This is a genomic window from Sphingomonadaceae bacterium OTU29LAMAA1, from assembly GCA_024072375.1.
In the GTDB taxonomy this organism is placed as follows: Bacteria; Pseudomonadota; Alphaproteobacteria; order Sphingomonadales; family Sphingomonadaceae; genus Sphingomonas.
In genome coordinates, this window is record CP099617.1 from 2,754,108 (window position 1) to 2,773,280 (window position 19,173).

Below are 19,173 nucleotides of genomic sequence, written 5' to 3' on the forward strand. Positions count from 1 at the left end.
GTCGGCTATGCGGGTGCCGATGCCGCCGATCAAGGGCGGCATCGGTGGATCGGTCCCCGCTTGCGCCGGCCCTCAGCGACCGCCGAAATTCATCTTTGCCCCGGCATACAGGTAGCGGCCGAGTGGCGAGATCGGCACGTTCGTCTCGAATCCGATATCCGGCTTCTGATCGGCGAGGTTGTTGACCCCGCCATATAAACTGAAGCGTTCGCTAGCCGCGATCTCAACCTGCACGTCATGCTGCCACAGCGCCTTGTAGCGGAAGTAGCGGGGATCGACGAAGCTGGGATTGTCGTTCGTGTCGAACCGGCCGTAGCGCCGCACGCCGTTCTGCCAGCGCAGATTGTAGGATAGCGTCACCGCATCCATGCTCCACGTCGGCGAGAAGGCGGCGTTGAAGCGCGGACGGAACAGCGCGTCGACGTTGTTTTCCACGGCCGCACCGGGCGTGGCGACCTGTTCCAGCGTCGCGAGATAGCCGCCGACCAGCCGGAGATCGAACCGGCCGAACTGCGCGGTATCGATCCGCCATGCGGCGTTGACTTCCAGCCCGGAGGTGCGGAAGGCGGCGACGTTCTGCGGCTGGACGACGAAGCCGTTGATGAAGCCGGTGCCCTGCTGGCGGCTGATCGATCGGCAATAGGGATTGTCGAGGCTGGGCTGATCGACGCACAATTCGGCGATGATGTTGGCGTCGGGCTGGTTGATCGCATCGCGCAGGCGGATGTCGTACCAGTCGACCGCGATGCTGAGGTTGGGGACGAAGCGTGGCCGCAGCACCACGCCGGCTGTCCACGTCCTCGCGACCTCGGCCCGCAGGTCCGGATTGCCCTGCACCGTGCCGGGGATGAAGATCGTCGCGTTGGGATTGTTAGCCGCGGTGAAACCGGAGAGGTTGCCGCCGAGGCCGCCGATCAGCGTCTGGCAGTTCGCCGCGCGGAACGCCGTGCCGTTGCCGCGATTGCCGGCATAGCAGGGATCGGAGAAGAAGTTGCTGGTGCCGGTTTGCGGACGGAATATCTCGCCGATATTGGGCGCGCGCACCGACCGGCCGTACGATCCCCGGAAGCTGATGTCGCGCACCGGCGCCCAGACGCCGTTGAACTGATAGGCGCGGGTGCTGCCGACGGTCGAATAATCCGAATAGCGGCCCGCCGCGCCCACCGACAGGACATGTGCGAACGGCACGTCCTTCAACAGCGGCGCATTGACCTCGCCGAACGCCTCCCACACGTCGAACCTGCCGTCGGACGGGGTCGGGATGATATATTCGTCGAACTGGTAGAACAGGTTGTTCACCAGCGCGTCGGCCGGACGGAAGCGGCTGGTCTCACGGCGATACTCGCCTCCGGCAGCGAACTGGACCGGGCCACCGGGCAGACGGAAGATTTGACCGAAATCACCGGTCAGCGAAGCATTGACGACCTGCTGCGCGATCCGCGCGTTGCTGACCGGATCGCTGAGATAATAGGCCCAGGATGCGGGATCGACAGTGTCGCCGCCGAACAGGTTCACCGGCACGCAGCCGGCGGCGCGCGACCGGCAGACCGGCTGGCCGCTGACGGGATCGCGCACCACGTCGAGCGCGGCGAGGAAACGGTCGTTCAGCCGGTCGTTCAGCTTGGTCGCGCGAACGTCGGTGCGACCATAGGTGTACGAGACGTCGTAGCTCGCGTGATCGCTGATCCGCCCGGTCACGTCGATCACCCCGCGATAGGTCCGCCGGCGATCCTCCTCGCCCCGACGCGGAATGTCGAAATTGTTGCGGCTGACGTCGATCGCTGTCAGCCCCTCCTGCCGTGCGGCGGCGAGGATGGAGGCGGGAATGAACGGATTGTCGAGCGCGATCGTCGCTGGATAATTGCCGCCGAAGCCGCCGAAGCTGGTGACGGTATTCTGGACGAACTTGCCCTCGACGCTCACCTTGAACGCATCGGAGGCGTCGTACCGGCTCAGCACATTGACGGCGTGGCGGCGGGTGCGCGGGAAGATGTCGCCGATATAGCCCGCCACCGGCGTATCGTCGCCGCCGATCGAATAGCCGTCGTTGGCGAGCAATCGGCCCGGCGTATAGATGGCGCCGTCGCCGCGGAACGTGCGGTTGCCGATCGTGATATACCCCTGGTTCGAACCATAAGGGTAGCGCAGGTCACGCACCGGCACCTGCTGGTAACTGCCCGCCCGTGTCGGGTCGTAATCGTCGGCGTTGACGAAGAACTGCCGCTGACCGAGCGCCAGGTAATCGCGATCGTCATTCGCCAGCGGATCGTCGGCGTTGTATTCGTATGCGAGGGTCAGGTTGGCGCGGCCATCGGCGAAGTTGCGACCCGCGACGATCGATGCGAAGCGATTGCCCGCATCGCCCCGGTCGGAGACGCCGAACTGGCTGCGTGCCGCGATACCGTCGAAATCGCGTCTGGTGATGAAGTTGACGACGCCCGATACGCCATCCGCGCCATAGATCGCGGACGCGCTTCCGGTCAGTACGTCGACCCGCTCGATCAGATCGGTCGGGATCGTGTTGATATCGACCGCGGCGGAATCGGGCTGACCGGCGACGTGACGGCGGCCGTTGACCAGCACCAATGTGCGGTTCGGCCCCAGTCCGCGCAGGTCGAGCAGGTTGAGTCCGACCTGACCGACCGCGCCGTCCGCCTGCGATCGACCGGCGGTGCGCGTCGAATCGAGCGAGTTGGTGAGCGCGGGGACGCGCTGCAGGAAACTGGTGACGTTGGTCGTACCCGATTGCGCGAGCGCGGCGGCGTCGAGCGAGACGATCGGATTGGGCGATTCGTAATCCGGGCGGCGGATGCGCGTGCCAGTGACGACGATCTCCTCGCCCGCAGGATCGGTGGCGGCCGCGGCCGGATCGGGCGTCGCCGGCACCGGTGTTTGCTGCTGGGCCTGTGCGGGCAGGGCGAACAGCATTGCCGTGGTCGCAGCCAGCGCGACCCGTATCATCGACATCGTCATTTCCGGCAATCCCCTGTCGTCCCGCACCCTGTCGCGAGACACCCGTTCTCCGGGCTTCTGAGGACGAAAACGCCCTTCATCTAAATCGGTTGCGCTGGCGCTAACCTATATGACCTGCGAAGACGCTGTGATGGGGAGCGAAGCGCAGCGGATCGAGGAGCCAACGCGCAGGCGGGTGCTGGCGACCAGTGCCGCCGCCCTCGCGCTCGGCGTCGCGGGCTGTTCGCGCGGAAGCGATGCCGTGCCGCTGCGGTTCTGGGCGACGAGTTACGAGGGCGATTATTCGCCGCTGCTGATGCCGGACTTCACCCGCGCCACCGGCATCCCGGTCGATGTGCAGTCGGTACCGTCGACGGCGGCGCATGAGAAGCTGCTGACTGCGCAAGCGGGGGGCGGGCTGCCCGACGTACTGATGCTGCCGATGACGTGGATCGCCGAATTCGCGATGATTGGGGCGATCCGGCCGGTCCCGAACGATGCGCTGGTCGACGATGTCGTGCCGCAGGCGCTCGCGCAGACGAGGGCAAGCGGGCGACCGTGTGGCGTGCCATGGTCGGTGGCGCCGATGGTGCAATATTTCCGCCGCGACCTGTTGTCCGCCGCCGGCTACGCCGATCCGCCGATGGACTGGGCGGCGTGGCGCACACTGGCACGCGCGCTGAAGCGGCGGCGGCCCGACGATTTCGTTATCCTGACGCTGCTCAACTGGCCCGATACGCTGTTCACGATGCTGTTCCAGACGGGGGCGACGCTGCTGCGCGACCGGAACACGCGCGGCAATTTCCAGAGCCCGGAGGCGCAGGCCGCATTCGAATTCTACCTGTCGCTATTCACCGAGGGGCTGGCACCACGGGCGCTGTCGACCGAGGTGCAGGATGCCTTGGGGGCGTTCGCGCAGGGCCGCTTCGCGATCTGGCCGAGCTGGCCGACGACGCTGCTCGATCTCGACCGACGCCGTGCCGCGGTGCCGGCGGCGGCTTGGGGCGTGGCGCGCATGCCCGGTCCGCATGGTCCCGGACCGGGATCGCGGTTCGACGCCGCCCTGTGCGTATCGACCGGTACGCCGCGACCGGCGGCGGCATGGTCCTTGGTCCGGCACCTGACGTCCGCGGCGAACGAGCTGCGGTTCCAGCGGCTGATCGGCGTGCTGCCGGCCCGCGAGAGCGCCTGGGCGACGCCGCAGCTCAACACCCCTTTGCTCGCGCCATTCGCGGAACAGATACGCGAAGCCGTAACGGCCCCGCCGGTGATCGAATGGGAACGGATCAAGATCGAGGTGCAACTGGTCGCCGAGCGGATCGTCCGCGGCCTGTCGACGATCGATCAGGGGCTGGTCGCGATCGACGATCGGGTCGACCGCATCCTTGCCAAGCGGCGGGCGCTGGTCTCGGCGGGGCGGATCGTATGACGCGGCAACAGCGCACCGCCTGGTGGTTCGTCGCACCGGTGCTGGCGATCATCGCGCTCGTCTTCATCCTGCCGACGCTGCTGGCGCTGGCGCTGAGCGTGACAGACTATAGCATCTACGCGTTCGCCGACTGGTCGAACCTGCGCTTCGTCGGGTTCGACAATTTCACCGGGCTGCTCGCGACTCCGTTGTTCTGGCGGGCGCTGGGCAATACCGCGCTGTTCGCCGGGCTGGGCGTGCCGATGGCGATCGGCGCCTCGCTGGCGGCGGCGCTGTTGCTGCACGATGCGACGGTGCGGTGGAAGCCGTTGTGGCGCGTCGCGCTGTTCGCGCCGTACGTGACCAGCGTGGTGGCGACCGCGATCGTGTGGCGGTTCCTGCTCAACACCCGTTACGGCCTGATCAATCATGCGCTGGGGCTGGTCGGCATCGGCCCGGTAGACTGGCTGGGCGATCCGCATGCGTCGATCCCGGCGATCCTGTTGTTCGTCACGTGGAAGATCTTCGGCTACAACATGATCGTCTTCACCGCGGCGCTGTCGGTGGTGCCGCAGGATCTGATGGAGGCGGCGCGGCTGGATGGTGCGTCGCGCTGGGGCCGGTTCCGCCACGTCACGCTGCCGGCGATCGGGCCGACGCTGGTCCTCGCCGCGGTGATGAGCGTCGCAGGCTTCCTGCAATTGTTCGCCGAACCCTATGTGATGACGATGGGCGGACCGGCGCAGAGCACGGTGACGATCCTGTATTTCATGTTCGACGAAGGCTTCAAATGGTGGAACCTCGGCCAGTCGTCGGCGGTGGCGCTCATCCTGTTCCTGCTGATCCTCGCGGTGACGGCGGTGCAGACGCGGATCGGCCGGCGGTACGAATGGCTGTGACCGAGGCCCCGGAAAGACCGGCCAATCGGCGCAAGGCGGTGCGAACGCTCGTCGCCAACACCGCCGTCGCGCTGCTGACTGCGGTGACGCTGGTGCCGCTGATCTGGATGGTCACCGTGTCGTTCATGCCGCGCGGCGAGTCGAGCCGGTTCCCGCCGCCGTTCTGGCCGAGCCGCTGGTCGTGGGAGAATTATCACGAACTGCTGGTCCGCCGGCTGATCGACGGCGCATGGTTCGACTACCGGATCGTGCCCGCGCTGTGGAACAGCGTCGCGATCGCGGCGATCTCCACCGCGCTGGGGCTGCTGCTGACGGTGCCGGCGGGTTATGCGTTTGCCAAGCTGCGCTTCACCGGGCGCGAATGGCTGCTCAGGGTGCTGATCGCGGCGCTGGTGGTGCCGGGGCAGGTCGCGATGCTGCCGCTGTTCCTGATGTTCAGGGAACTGGGGCTGGTGAACAGCTATGCCGGCGTCATCCTGCCGAGTTTGGCCGGAATCTTCGCGATCCTGTTCGTGCGGCAGGCCTGCCTGCGCATCCCGGACGAGATGATCGATGCGGCGCGGATGGACGGGGCGAGCGAGGCGCGCATCTTCGTCTCGATCGTGCTGCCGCTGCTCGCGCCGATCACGGTGACGCTGGCGTTGTTTCTGTTCTTGGGCAGCTGGAACGACTTCCTGTGGCCGCTGATCGTCCTGTCGGACCAGCACCGCTACACCCTGCCGGTGGCGGTCGCCTCGATCGTGCGCGAACATGCCGCGGACGGCGAATTGATGATGGCTGCGGCGGTGGTCACGACACTGCCGGTGCTGGCGCTCTTCGTCGCGCTGCAACGCTATTACATGCGCGGCCTGCTCGGCGGCAGCGTGAAGGGTTAGGCGGGCAGGCGCGGCAGCGCACGTCCGTCGGGTCCGAACAGGTGGACGCAATCGGGTGCGATGCCGAAGGCCAGCGTCTCCCCCAGCGTCACCCGCCGGTCGCCGGGCAGTTGCGCGACCACCGTACCGATCGCCCCGCGCGCGCCGAGGTGCGCAAACGACAATGGCCCCAGCCGTTCGAACAGCTCCACCGGACCGGCGAATGGCCCTGCGGCATCGGGGACGAGATGCTCGGGGCGCACGCCCAGCGTCACGGTCGCGCCGGCCGCACCCGCCACCGAAGCGCGCACCGCATGGCCATCGGGCAACCGCACCGTCACGCCGTCCGCATCCGCCTCCTCGATCATTGCGGGCATCAGGTTCATGCCGGGCGATCCGATCGCCCGCGCGACGTGCAGCGTCGCCGGCGCCGCATAGAGGTCCAGCGGTGCGCCGACCTGTTCGATGCGACCTTCGCTCATCACCACGATCCGGTTGGCGAGCGTCATCGCTTCCAGCTGGTCGTGCGTCACATAGATCATCGTCGTCGCCAGCCGCGCATGAAGGCGGGCGAATTCGTGCCGCATCCGCACCCGCAGCTCGGCATCCAGATTGGACAGCGGCTCGTCGAGCAGCAGCACCTGCGGCTCGCGGACGATCGCGCGCGCGATCGAGACGCGCTGGCGCTGGCCGCCCGACAGCGCCCCCGGGCGTCGCGCCAGCAGCGCCGTCAGGTCGAGCGATTCCGCGACCGCGGCGACGCGCGCGGCGATGTCCGCCCCGGGCCGTTTCGCGACCTTGAGCGGAAAGGCGATGTTCTCGGCGACCGTCAGGTGCGGGTAGAGCGCATAGGACTGGAACACCATGGCGAGACCGCGATCCGCCGGCGCGGCGTGCGTGACGTCGCGGCCGCCGATCGCGATGCTGCCCGTGCTCGGCTCCTCCAGCCCTGCGATCAGCCGCAACAGCGTCGACTTGCCGCAGCCCGACGGCCCGACGATGACGACGAACTCGCCATCCTCGATCGACAGGTCGGTTGGGGCGAGAACCGTCGTGGCGCCGAAACGCTTGCTGAGTCCTGCGATCGCGACGCTGGCCAAGACCTTCTCCTTCACCCCCTCCTCCACGCAAGGATCGCCGAGCGCAAGCGGTGGGTGACACGACCGTTGTCGGCATCGCGACGGCGGCCTAGACCGGTCGGATGACATGCTTCCGCCTCGTGCTCCCCATCGTCCTCGCTCTGGCGCCTGCCATGGCGTTCGGCACCCCCGCGCTGGCGCAGGCGGCGAAGGATGCGACGGCGGGGCGCCTGACCGAGACGGTCCGCACGCTGGCGTCCGACGCGTTCGAGGGACGCGCGCCCGGAACGGTGGGAGAGGCGAAGACGATCGATTACCTGGTCGGCCGCTTCAAGGCGCTGGGGCTGGAGCCCGCGGGCGCGAAGGGCGGGTGGGTGCAACCCGTGCCGCTGCTCCACACCCGGCTGGGTGCGACGAAGCGGCTGTCGTTGAAGACGCCCGCCGGCACGACGCCGCTGGAGGCGGGCAAGGACCTGTACGTGTCCACGATCCGGCCCGACGACGTCGCCCGGATCGATGCGCCGCTGGTCTTCGTCGGTTACGGCGTGACGGCCGCCGAGCGGACATGGGACGACTTCAAGGGCGTCGACGTCCGCGGCAAGGTGATCGTGTTCCTGGTCAACGATCCCGATTTCCATGCACAGGCGGGCGAACCCGTGGCGGGCCGGTTCGGCGGGCGGACGATGACCTATTACGGCCGCTGGACCTACAAGTTCGAGGAGGCGGCACGACGCGGCGCGATCGGTGCGCTGATCGTCCACGACACGGCGGCGGCGGGCTATGGCTGGAACGTCGTCGTCAGCCCGGGGGGCGAGAATTACGACATCGTTCGCAAGCCCGCCGACGTGACCAGCGTCCGTCTGCAAGGCTGGATCGCGGAGGCAGCCGCCCGCCGGATGTTCGCATCCGCCGCGCTGGACCTCGACACCCTGAAAGCGGCGGCGCGGTCGCCCGACTTCCGGCCGGTCGAGCTGAACGGCGTGCGCCTCGATGCGGAACTGCCGGTCGCGCATGAGGTGGTGACGAGCCACAACGTCCTCGCGCGGATTCCCGGCACCACCCGGCCCGACGAGGTCGTGATGTTCGGCGCGCATTGGGACGCCTATGGCAAGGGCAAGCCCGATGCGGCGGGCCACGTCTATCGCGCCGGCGCCAACGACGATGCGCTGGGCGTCGCCGGGTTGCTGGAGATCGCGCGCGGCATGAAGACGGCGCCACCGCCGGCCCGCAGCGTGGTCTTCGCCGCCTGGACGGCCGAGGAGCGCGGGCTGCTGGGATCGGAATATTATGCCGCCAATCCGCTCTATCCGATCGACCGGACGGTCGCGAACCTGACGCTCGACATCCTGCAGACCGATGGTCTCGCGAACGACGTCATCCTCGTCGGCAAGGGGCAGAACACGCTGGAGGATGCGATGGCGCGGGTCGCCGCCACGCAGGGGCGGCGGGTAACGCCGGAGGGGCTGCCGGAGCGTGGGCTGTTCTATCGCGCCGATCATTTCTCGTTCGCCAAGCGCGGCGTACCGGTGATGCTGCTGATGGGCATCGCCGGGGCGTCGGACATGAAGCAGGGCGGCGTGGCGCGCGGGCAGGCGTGGATCGATGCCTATACCGGGACCTGCTATCATCAGGCATGCGACCGGTGGAGCGAAGACTGGAACCTCGCCGGTGCGATCCAGGATATCGCGCTGGTCGGCACCGTCGGCGGCGAGCTGGCGCGATCCGACGCGTGGCCGCAGTGGAAGGCGGGATCGGAATTCCGGCACCTGCGTCCGACGCCGGGTCGCTAGCGCCGCCGGCCGCTTTCGGGCGCGGGGCACGACATATGTGTATCCGTCGGGAGCGATCCAGCCAAGGCGTGCATCGATCCATCGCGGCTTTGGTTTGGACCCCGCCGCGTCGTCACCGTACCACGCTGTCCAAGACCCGCGATGCATGAATGACGCGGGGGCGACAGGAGAGTGCAGTGACCAGTTCGGCGACGACGATGAGCCCCACCGACATGGCGCGCCACCTGGGCGGCGGCCTGCTGTCCTTTCCGGTCACGCATTTCGACGAGGACGGCAATTTCCTCGAAGCGCCGTATCGCGAACATTGTGCGTGGATGCTCGGCCATGAGCTGACCGGCCTGTTCGCGGCGGGCGGCACCGGCGAATTCTTCTCGCTGACCCCGGCCGAGGTCGCAACGGTCGTCGCCGCCGCCGTCGCCGAAGCGGGCGGCAAGCTGCCCGTCATCTCCGGCTGCGGCTATGGCACCGCAATCGCCACCGGCATCGCGCGCGACGCCGAGCGGGCCGGCGCGGACGGCCTGCTGCTGCTGCCGCCCTATCTGGTTGGGGCGAAGCAGGAGGGGCTGGAACGGCATATCGAGGCGGTGTGCCGCGCCACCGGCCTCGGTGTCATCGTCTACAATCGCGACAATGCAGTGGTGGACGACGAGACGCTCGCCCGGCTGTGCGACCGCAACCCCAACCTCGTCGGCTTCAAGGACGGCGTCGGCGATATCGAGTTGATGACGCGCATCTACGCCCGGATGGGCGACCGGCTGACCTATATCGGCGGCCTGCCCACCGCGGAGACCTTCGCGACGCCGTACCTCACCATGGGCGTCACCACCTACTCCTCCGCCATCTTCAACTTCATGCCCGAATGGGCGCTCGCCTTCTACAAGGCGGTGCGCGCGGGCGATCATGCCGAGACGATGCAGCAATTGCGCGATTTCGTGCTGCCTTACATCACCCTGCGCAACCAGGGCCGCGGCTATGCGGTGTCGATCGTCAAGGCGGGCATGCGCATCGTCGGCCGCGATGCCGGCCCGGTGCGCTCGCCGCTCACCGATTTGTCCGATGCCGAGCATGACCAGCTGCGCGTGCTGATCGAGCGGGTGTCGCCCAAGGCCCTCGCTGCCGCCGCCTGACCGCGATAGGCTGGGCCATGTTCGAACTCAGCCAGCTCCGTTGCTTCGTCGCCGCCGCCGAGGAACTCCACTTCGGCCGCGCGGCGCAGCGGCTCAATATGACGCAATCGCCGCTCAGCCGGCAGATCCAGTTGCTCGAACGCATCCTCGACGTGACGCTGCTCGAACGCACCAGCCGCAACGTCGCGCTGACCCCGGCAGGCCGCGTGTTCCTGATCGAGGCGCGGCGGATCGTCCGGCTGGCGGAAAGCGCGCAGCTCTCCGCGCGGCGGGTGGCAAAGGGTGATGCGGGCAAGGTCGCGATCGGCTTCACCGCGGTGTCGGGCTACAATCTCGTGCCGCAGATCGTCGCACAGGCGCGGGCGGCGCTGCCCAACATCGATCTCGAACTGCGTGAGATGGTGACGACGGATCAGGTCGATGCGCTGCTTACCGGGCTGATCGACATCGGCTTCGTCCGCCCGCCGCTCGCCCGGCAGGAGTTCGACACCGCCCTGGTGCTGCACGAACCCTTGGTGGTGGCGCTGCCCGCCGGCGATCCGCGGCAGGCGAAGTCGGCACTGGAACCGGCGGACTTCGACGGCCAGCCGCTCATCATGTACGCGCGGCAGGGCGCGGGGTACTTCCACGACATGCTGATCCGCCTGTTCGACGAAGCGGGGGTCAGCCCGCAATACGTCCAGCACGTCACGCAGATCCATTCGATGCTCGGCCTCGTCCACGCCGGGCTGGCCGCGGCGATCGTGCCGGAATCGGCATCGGGGCTCCACCTGATGGACGTCCAGTACCGCCGCTTCGCCACCGATCCGGAGCGACCCGTCGAGCTGTTCATGGCGTGGCGGCGTGACAATCATAACCCGGCGCTCGCCCCGATGCGCCGGCTGTGCGAGGAAACCGCGGGATGATCGATCGGCGCGCGGTTCTGGCCGGCATGGCGGCGCTGCCCGCCACCACCGGCGCACGCGGGGCCGACCCGATTGCGACGACGACCTACGGCCGGGTACGGGGCCTGCGCGAGGACGGCGTGCTGGTGTTCCGCGGCATCCGCTACGGGGCCGACACCGCACCCCGCCGCTTCCGCCGCGCGCTGCCGCCGCAACCGTGGACCGGCGTCGCTGATGCGACCCGCTACGGCGCGGCCTCGCCGCAGACGAAGGCCGAAGAGCCGACGTCGGAGGACTGCCTGTTCCTCAACGTCTGGACGCCCGCGCTCGATGCCGGAAAGCGGCCGGTGATGGTCTATTTCCATGGCGGCGCGCACGCGCATGGCTCGGGATCCGACCCGCTGTACGACGGCAAGCGGCTGGTGCGGCGCGGCGACGTGGTGGTGGTGACGCTCAACCATCGGCTGGCGGGACTGGGCTACGCGTATCTCGCGCAGATTGGTGGCCCGGCGGAGAGCGGCAACGTCGGCAACCTCGACATCATCCTCGCGCTGCAATGGGTGCGCGACAACATCGCGCGCTTCGGCGGCGATCCGGGGCGGGTGATGATCTTCGGCCAGTCCGGCGGCGGCGCGAAGGTGGTGACGCTGATGGCGATGGCGGAAGCGCGCCCGCTGTTCCACGCCGCCGCGACGATGAGCGGCCAGCACGTCACCGCCGCCGGCCCCAACCACGCCACCGCGCGCGCGAAGGCGTGGATGGCGAAGGCCGGCGCGCGCGATGCGGCGGAGCTCGCGACTCTCTCGGTCGAGCGGCTGGTCGCGGCGATGGCGATGACCGATCCGCTGGAGAACAAGGGCGAGATCAGCTTCACCTCGACGCTCGATCACACCATTCTGCTGCGCCACCCCTTCTACCCCGACGCCCCGCGCGAGGCCGCGCATATCCCGCTGATCGTCGGCAACACGCACGACGAGACCGGCCTGTGGATCGAGGCGATGCTGAAGCGCGGCGACACGACCTGGGCGAACCTGCCCGAACGGCTGATGACGCAGATGACGCGCGATGTCGGCGTCGATCACGTCATCGCGAGCTATCGCGAATTCTACCCGCAACGCACGCCGGGGCAGATATTGCTCGCCGCCTCGACCGCCGGGCGATCATGGCCGGGCCATCTGATCCAGGCGGAGGAGCGCGCGAAGATTGGCGCGCCGACATGGATGTACCAGCTCGATTTCCCCGCGCCGGAAGCCGGCGGCGTGCTCGGCGCGTTCCACTCGCTCGACATCGGGCTGGTGTTCGACAACACCGCAGTGCCGAATGCGCGAACCGGCAACGGCGTCGAAGCACAACGGCTGGCGGGGCGGATGGCCGATGCCTTCATCCGACTGGCGCGAACCGGCGACCCGAACGGCACAGGCCTGCCCGCATGGCCGCATTATGATCTGGCGCGCCGGCCGACGATGATCTTCGACCACCAGATACGGGTGGAAAACGACCCCCGCCGCGACGAACGCCTCCTCTTCGCGGTCGCGCCATACATCAAACCCGGCGGCTAATTGCCAATCCCGACGTCCGCCAAACCCCCTCCGTCACCCCGGACTTGTTCCGGGGTCCACCGCGCGGCAACGGACTCCCTCGAGCCTCTGGCTTTACCCTCGCGGATACGTGGACCCCGGAACAAGTCCGGGGTGACGAGGCGCCGACCGTCCGCCGCAAACCCACCCGTGCTCCTGCCTACGCAGGAGCACGAAGCTATCGATCCCAGGGAAACGCCAGCATCGGCCGGTTGGCATAGCGCGTCATCGCCAGCGTCATCCGCGCCCCGCATCCCGGCTCCAGCCTCACGGTAAAGTCCCGCCCGCCAACATCCCGCGCAACGCCGTCCACCGTCACAGCATCGATCCGATGCTCGGCATAGCTCCCGCCCTGCACCACCACCGTCCGCGCGACCCGCCCGGTGTTGACCAACGTCACTTCGGTCGATCGATCCCCCAAGGCATGGACCAAAGCCGCGACGTCCTCCGGTACGCCAGCCCGCCGCCGGTCCGCATCGAAATAGCGCAACCGGCAGTGCAGCGGCACGCCCCCTTGAGGCGGCGACGTCGGAGACCAAGACGGCCGCGCGATGTGCATCCCGCCCGTCATCGTCTGGATCAGCGCCGTGGCGCTCGCCGGGTTGATATCGATCGTCCAGTCCGCCAGCCGCTCCATCCGCGTGGTGCGGTCCGCCTCCCGCTTCGCCACCCGCTCCGCCACCCGCGCGAGATCGGCAGCCAGCGCCTTTTCCGCATAGCCGGCGTTGCGCCCGTGCAGGAAGGCGACCCACGGGTTATCCCCCGCCGCCGCCAGATCGGCCGGGTCCTGCGTCGCATACCAGATCTCGAACCCGCTGCTGCGATACGGCCCCGGCTTCCACCCGTACCAGCCGTCCGCGCCATACATGCTGGGAGCGGACATCGCGCCGTCGACGCGCTTCGCCGCCGCATTGATCCGCGCCGATTGCCGCCGCCACAGATGGATATACTCACGGTCGCCGGTCAGCAGCAGCCCATTGTAGAAAGCGGTGATCGATCGCGGCACGCGGTTGCGATTCTCGCGCACCCCCGTCTGCGGCACCTTCGGCGAGAAGCCCCAGCCGTAGACGCCCTTCCACCATTCCTTGCCCACCTTGCCGTCGAGCCCGACCCAGCTCGGTACGATGTCGCCATTCGCCCGCGCCCGCTCCATCCATGCATCGAGATAGTCGAGCGCCCAGCCCCGAAACCGCTCGCCCGCGCCCAGCGCATAGGCGTTGAGACCCAGCGTCGTCGCTTGCAGATTCAGCGGATTGTCGCCGACCACGTCGCCATATTCGTCGTAATGGGCCAGCGTTTGCGCGTAATTCTGCTCGCCATGCTCCATGTGGAACGGCCGCGTGTCGAACGGATCGCCGGTCCAGTCGAGCGGCGTCGCCTGCCGCAGCATCGGTCCCTTGCTGCCGTTGAGCACGCTGCGGATCACCCGCGCTTTAGCGTCGTAATTGGCGACCGACCGGTCGCGCCCGGTGTAGAAATCGGCGAAGCGCCGCGTCCGCTCGATCAGCCTCGCATCGCGCGGCGCGCTCAGCCCCATGACGTTGAAGCTGGTGAGTCCCTCGCTGTTGTGCTGCCAGTCCATCTGCACCGGAAACTCGCGGTAGTACATGCCCTGCCGCGCGATCGGCACCTCGACCGTCTTCGCCGCGGTATATTGCCGGATGTGCCCCTCCCAGAACCGCTGCGCCAGCGTCAGCAGCCGGTCGGACGCGCCGAGCGCGTGCAGCGTCACCCAATCGTTGGTCGCCTCCGCCGCATCGTCCGGGCCGTCGTTAGCGCCCCAGCGCTCGAACACCTGCAAGGCGTCGCCCGGCCCGACGTACTTCGCGAAGAACGCCTCGCACGCCGCGGCATTGGCGGCGAGCAATTGCCGTTGCAGCACCGCCCAGCGCGGCGCGGCCATCGGCGTGTTCACCACCAGCGGCTGCGGCCTGCCCCGCGCCGCGGCGGGCAGCAGGGTCAGCGCCGCCCCGGCGGTCAGCAGCGAACGGCGATCGATGCTCATGCCGGCAGCTCCAGCCGCCGGATCGGCCCGACGATGACGAGAAAGGCGAAGATCGTCAGCAGGCAATGCGCGCCGACGAACACCAAAGCCCAGTCGAACGACCCGGTCGCGCCGACGATGAAGCCGACGACGATCGGCGTCACGATCCCGGCGATGTTACCGAACATGTTGAACACGCCCCCCGACAATCCGGCGAGCTGTTTCGGCGCGACGTCCGCCATCACCGCCCAGCCGAGCGACGCGACGCCCTTGCCGAAGAACGCCACCGCCATCAGCACGATGACCAGCCATTCCGCCTCCACCCAGACGCAGGCGATGATCGCCGTCGCCAGCAGCATCCCCGCGACCAGCGGCCCCTTGCGCGCGAGGTCGAGGTTGCCGGTCCGCTTCAGGATGGCATCGGACGCGAACCCGCCGACCAGCCCGCCGACGAAGCCGCACATCGCCGGCGCGGCGGCGGCGAACCCCGCCTCCATGATGTTGAGCCCGCGCTCCTTGACGAGGTAGATCGGGAACCACGTCACGAAGAAATAGGTCAGCACATTGATGCAATATTGGCCGAGATAGATGCCCAGCATCATCCGATTGGCCAGCAATCGCCGCACATTCGGCCAGGTAAAGGTGCGCGGACCGGCCACGGCCTCCTCCATACGGATCAGGCCACCGCCCGCCTCGATATGATCGAGTTCCGCCTGGTTGATCGCGGGATGCCGCACCGGCGAGTGGATGTACCGCAGGAACGCCAGCGCCGCGAGGATACCGAGCAGCCCCATCGCCCAGAACACCGATCGCCAGCCGAAGCTGTGCGCCAGCCATCCCATCAACGGCGCGAACGCGACCAGCGAGAAATATTGCGCGCTGTTGAAGATCGCCGACGCGGTGCCGCGCTCCGGCCCCGGAAACCACGCCGCGACCAGCCGCGCATTGCCGGGGAAGGACGGCGCCTCCGCCAGCCCGACGAGGAAGCGCAGCACGAACAGCGTCGCGACCGCGGAGATGATCGGGAACCAACCGACGAACCCCTGCATCGCGGTCATCACCGACCACAGCGCAATCGCGCCGGCATAGATGCGCTTGGTCCCGAACCGGTCGAGCAATGCGCCGCCCGGAATCTGCGCCAGCACGTATGCCCAGGCGAAGGCGGACAGGATGAAGCCGGTCTGCACCGGCGACAACCCCAGCTCGCCCGACGCCTGCGTTCCCGCGATCGAGAAGGTCGCACGATCGGCATAGTTGATCGAGGTGATGAGGAAGATGAGCGCGATGATCCGGTAGCGCACGCGCGTCGGCGGCTGCCCGGTGGCGGGGCTGGCGACGGCCTTGATGGCGGCGGCGGTCATCGATCGCTCTCCTGTGTGACGTAACGCCCGTCTGCGCGGGCTGATGGAGGACGCTAACGGAGGCGAGGGGTGGGGTCCAAGTCGAAAACCGGGATGATCGAGCCAGTTCGTGGCTGGATCGTTAGACTTCGGCCCCTATGCGCTCCCGCCTTCGCGCGGATACATTCGCTCCATAGCTTCCGCTCCACCCATGCACGACCCGCAACGATCCATGCCGTTTTCAGGTTGGCTTTGCCCATCCGCCCGGCGCTACCCCAGCATGACAGAACCGACCCCGGATACCGGAAGGTCGAGCAACATAGTGAGGGGATCGATGATGGGCATGTCCGGCATCCGTGGACTGAAGATCGCGCTGGGGCTGACCACGGCGGCGATCGGCCTCACCGCGGCACCAGCCTTCGCGCAGGCGGCGCCCGAAACCAACGTCGAGAAACAGAACCGCGCGCCGGGCAATCAGCAGGACACCGTCTCGCCGCCGGCCTCGCCGACCGTCGCACCGGAGCCGTCCGTCGCCGACGCGCCGCCCCTCGATAACGCGCAGGACATCGTCGTCACCGGCTTCCGCGAAAGCCTGAGCAGCGCGATCAACATCAAGCGCAACCAGACCGCGACGATCGACGTCATCAAGGCGGAGGACATCGCCGAATTCCCCGACCTCAACCTCGCCGAATCGCTCCAGCGTATTCCCGGCGTCGCGATCAGCCGGGTGAACGGCGAGGGCCGCAACATCTCGGTCCGCGGCCTCGGCCCGGAATACACCCGCGTCCGCATCAACGGCATGGAAGCGATCGGCACCACCGGCGGCACCGACAATTCCGGCGGCGTGAATCGTGGCCGCGGCTTCGATTTCAACATCTTCTCGTCCGACCTGTTCAACAGCCTCGCCGTCCGCAAGACCGCGACCGCGGATGTCGAGGAAGGCTCGCTGGGCGCGACCGTCGACCTCCAGACCTCGCGTCCGTTCGACTACAAGAAGCCGACCGCGGTGATCTCGGCGCAGGCGAGCTACAACGACCTGCGCCGCAAGGCGACGCCGCGCTTCTCCGGCCTCGTCACCACCTCGACCGAGGACGGCCGCTTCGGCGTGCTGCTGTCGGTGGCGTATGAGGAGCGCAAGCTGCGCGAAGAGGGCGCGAACATCACGCGCTGGACCTATGGCGGGTTCAACGGCGGCTTCAACGCGGCATCCACCCTGCCCGGCTATACGCTCGGGCAGATCAACTATGGATCGGTGGCCACCCAGACCGATTATGCCGGTCAGGGCCTGTTCCACCCGCGCATCCCCGGCCTCGTCACCTACGAGATCGACCAGAAGCGACTCGGTGCGGCGGGATCGGTGCAGTTCCAGCCGACCGACGCGACGCTGATCTCGCTCGACGGCCTCTATTCGCGCCTCGACGGCACCCGCGCGGAATCGCAGATCCAGGCGATCAGCTTCAGCCGGTCGGGCACCGGCAAGCCTCAGACGATCATCCGTTCGGGCGTGGTAGACGACAAGCGCAACATCATCAGCGGCACGTTCGACAACGTCGATGTCCGCTCGCAGAGCCGCTACGACATCCTGCGCACCGATTTCTATCAGGGCACCGCCAACCTCGAACAGAAGTTCGGCGATGCGGTGAAGTTCGTCGGCACCGTCGGCTACGCCAAGTCGGAATTCAGCAACCCGACGCAGACCACCGTCACGATCGACGCGGTCAATTCAAACAACTTCTACTACGACTTCTCGACCCGCTTCCCGACGATCCGCCCCGGCTTCGACGTCACCAATCCGGCCAGCTACACCTTCACCAACGGCAACAGCGAAGTGCGCGTCCGCCCGCAGACGGTCGACAACAGCTTCAAGACCGCCAAGGGCTATCTGGAATGGACCGCCAGCCCGATCGTCAAGCTGAAGGCCGGCGTCGACTGGCGCGAGTTCCAATATTCCTCGACCGAGGGCCGCCGCAACGCGGGCGAGACGGTGGTGCAGACGCTGACCCCGGCGCAGCTTGCCGCAGCGACCAAGCTCCACACCGACTTCGGGCGCGGCATCGACCTGCCCAACGGTACGCCGACGTCGTGGCTGGTGCCGGACATCGACAAGTTCGCCGCGCTCTACAACATCTACACCGATCCACTCTACGCCGTGGGCCGGCTGGACAATGCCACCGCGCGGGGATCGTACATCACGGTGCGCGAGCGCGACACCGGCGGCTGGGGGATGACCGAATTCAATCTGGCGGATGCCGGCGTTCCGCTGCGCGGCGATGCGGGCCTGCGCTATGTTCACACCAATCAGGTGTCGACCGGCTATACGGGCGTCGGCACGTCGGTAACACTGCTGACCGCAGAGCGCAGCTACAATCGCTGGTTGCCCTCGGCCAATCTGGTGTTCGACATCACCGATACGTTGCTGGTTCGTGCGGGTGCCGCCAAGACGCTGTCGCGTGCCGGCATCGCCGCGCTCACGCCGGGCGGCAACCTCAACATCTCGGGCGGCAACCGCGGCTTCAGCTCGGGCAATCCGGATCTCAAGCCGACCGAATCGACCAACATCGACGCCAGCCTCGAATGGTATCCGGCCAAGGGCGCGGTCTATGCGATCTCGGGCTTCCAGAAGGATATCGGCACTTTCGTCCAGACGCTGAGTGTCAACGTGCCGTTCGCCGATCTCGGACTGCCCGCCTCGCTGCTCGCCGGCAGTGCGGCTTCGGCGAACGACATCTTCACCGTCACCCAGCCGGTGAATTCGAGCGGCGGCAAGCTGCGCGGGTTCGAGGTGAACGTGCAGCAGCCCTTCACCTTCCTGCCGGGCTTCCTGCGCGATTTCGGCGTGCTGGCGAACTACACCTACGTGAAGTCGGACATCAAATACCTGCTCTCGGCGACCAGCAACGCCACGGTGACGCAGCCGCTGGTCGGCCTGTCGCGGCACGCCGCCAATGCGACGCTCTATTACGAGACCAAGCGGTTCTCGATCCGCGGCTCGATCGCCTATCGCGACAAGTATCTGACGGCGGTGCCGGGCACCGAGGGCAACAGCTACAACGGCACCAATTCGACCACCAACGTCGATGCGCAGATCAGCTACAACATCACCGATGCACTGAAATTCAGCCTCGAGATGATCAACCTGACCGATCAGTTCAACGACCAGTACGTCGATGCCAGCAATCGCCTCAACGTGCTGACCCACAGCGGCCGGCAGTTCATCTTCGGCGCCCGCTACGCGTTCTGACGGCGGCCGGCTTTCCTCCCGCCGTCCGGCCCGATACA

Annotated in this window: 12 protein-coding genes and 1 pseudogene; 8 read left to right on the forward strand and 5 right to left on the reverse strand. The window is 67.6% G+C overall.

Annotated elements, in window-relative coordinates:
- Positions 1–72 precede the first annotated feature (72 nt).
- Positions 73–2,973 (reverse strand): TonB-dependent receptor, encoded by a 2,901-nt coding sequence (locus tag NF699_13400; GenBank protein ID USU04047.1) that lies wholly within the window; start codon positions 2,971–2,973, stop codon positions 73–75.
- A 109-nt stretch (positions 2,974–3,082) separates the two neighbouring features.
- Here NF699_13400 and NF699_13405 point away from each other — a divergent pair, with 109 nt between their 5' ends.
- Genes NF699_13405 through NF699_13415 form a run of 3 tightly spaced genes read left to right on the forward strand, consistent with a single transcriptional unit; the run spans position 3,083 to position 6,134 of the window.
- A complete protein-coding gene (locus NF699_13405) occupies positions 3,083–4,381 on the forward strand; it encodes an extracellular solute-binding protein (GenBank protein ID USU04048.1) in 1,299 nt (432 codons plus the stop codon).
- Positions 4,378–5,259: a sugar ABC transporter permease gene (locus tag NF699_13410; protein ID USU04049.1), complete on the forward strand. Its 882-nt coding sequence runs from the start codon at positions 4,378–4,380 to the stop codon at positions 5,257–5,259. The genes NF699_13405 and NF699_13410 overlap by 4 nt, the downstream gene beginning before the upstream one ends.
- On the forward strand, positions 5,250–6,134 hold the full coding sequence (locus tag NF699_13415; GenBank protein ID USU04050.1) for a carbohydrate ABC transporter permease: 885 nt from the start codon (positions 5,250–5,252) through the stop codon (positions 6,132–6,134). The genes NF699_13410 and NF699_13415 overlap by 10 nt, the downstream gene beginning before the upstream one ends.
- Here the strand turns inward: NF699_13415 and NF699_13420 are convergent.
- Positions 6,131–6,481 (reverse strand): TOBE domain-containing protein, encoded by a 351-nt coding sequence (locus NF699_13420; GenBank protein USU07091.1) that lies wholly within the window; start codon positions 6,479–6,481, stop codon positions 6,131–6,133. The genes NF699_13415 and NF699_13420 overlap by 4 nt on opposite strands.
- 12 nt (positions 6,482–6,493) lie before the next feature.
- Positions 6,494–7,147 (reverse strand): annotated as a pseudogene (locus NF699_13425) (ABC transporter ATP-binding protein).
- Between the two features lie 218 nt (positions 7,148–7,365).
- On the opposite strand from NF699_13425, the gene NF699_13430 reads away from it, so the two are divergent.
- The 4 genes from NF699_13430 (at position 7,366) to NF699_13445 (ending at position 12,552) form a co-directional block, all read left to right on the forward strand.
- On the forward strand, positions 7,366–8,982 hold the full coding sequence (locus tag NF699_13430; GenBank protein USU07092.1) for a M20/M25/M40 family metallo-hydrolase: 1,617 nt from the start codon (positions 7,366–7,368) through the stop codon (positions 8,980–8,982).
- A 197-nt stretch (positions 8,983–9,179) separates the two neighbouring features.
- Positions 9,180–10,109 (forward strand): 5-dehydro-4-deoxyglucarate dehydratase, encoded by a 930-nt coding sequence (gene kdgD / locus NF699_13435; protein USU07093.1) that lies wholly within the window; start codon positions 9,180–9,182, stop codon positions 10,107–10,109.
- A gap of 17 nt (positions 10,110–10,126) precedes the next feature.
- Positions 10,127–11,014, forward strand: a complete 888-nt coding sequence (locus tag NF699_13440) for a LysR substrate-binding domain-containing protein (protein ID USU04051.1) — start codon at positions 10,127–10,129, stop codon at positions 11,012–11,014.
- Entirely contained in the window at positions 11,011–12,552 is a 1,542-nt protein-coding gene (locus NF699_13445) for a carboxylesterase/lipase family protein (protein ID USU04052.1), read from the forward strand. Before NF699_13440 ends, NF699_13445 begins: the two co-directional genes overlap by 4 nt.
- A gap of 196 nt (positions 12,553–12,748) precedes the next feature.
- Here the strand turns inward: NF699_13445 and NF699_13450 are convergent, their stop codons facing one another.
- Both NF699_13450 and NF699_13455 read right to left on the reverse strand, forming a co-directional pair.
- The gene (locus tag NF699_13450) at positions 12,749–14,575 is read right to left on the reverse strand and encodes a hypothetical protein (GenBank protein USU04053.1); all 1,827 of its coding nucleotides are present in this window, start codon (positions 14,573–14,575) and stop codon (positions 12,749–12,751) included.
- Positions 14,572–15,915 (reverse strand): MFS transporter, encoded by a 1,344-nt coding sequence (locus NF699_13455; protein USU04054.1) that lies wholly within the window; start codon positions 15,913–15,915, stop codon positions 14,572–14,574. The genes NF699_13450 and NF699_13455 overlap by 4 nt, the downstream gene beginning before the upstream one ends.
- Before the next feature lie 322 nt (positions 15,916–16,237).
- On the opposite strand from NF699_13455, the gene NF699_13460 reads away from it, so the two are divergent.
- A complete protein-coding gene (locus NF699_13460) occupies positions 16,238–19,135 on the forward strand; it encodes a TonB-dependent receptor (protein ID USU04055.1) in 2,898 nt (965 codons plus the stop codon).
- Positions 19,136–19,173: the final 38 nt, after the last annotated feature.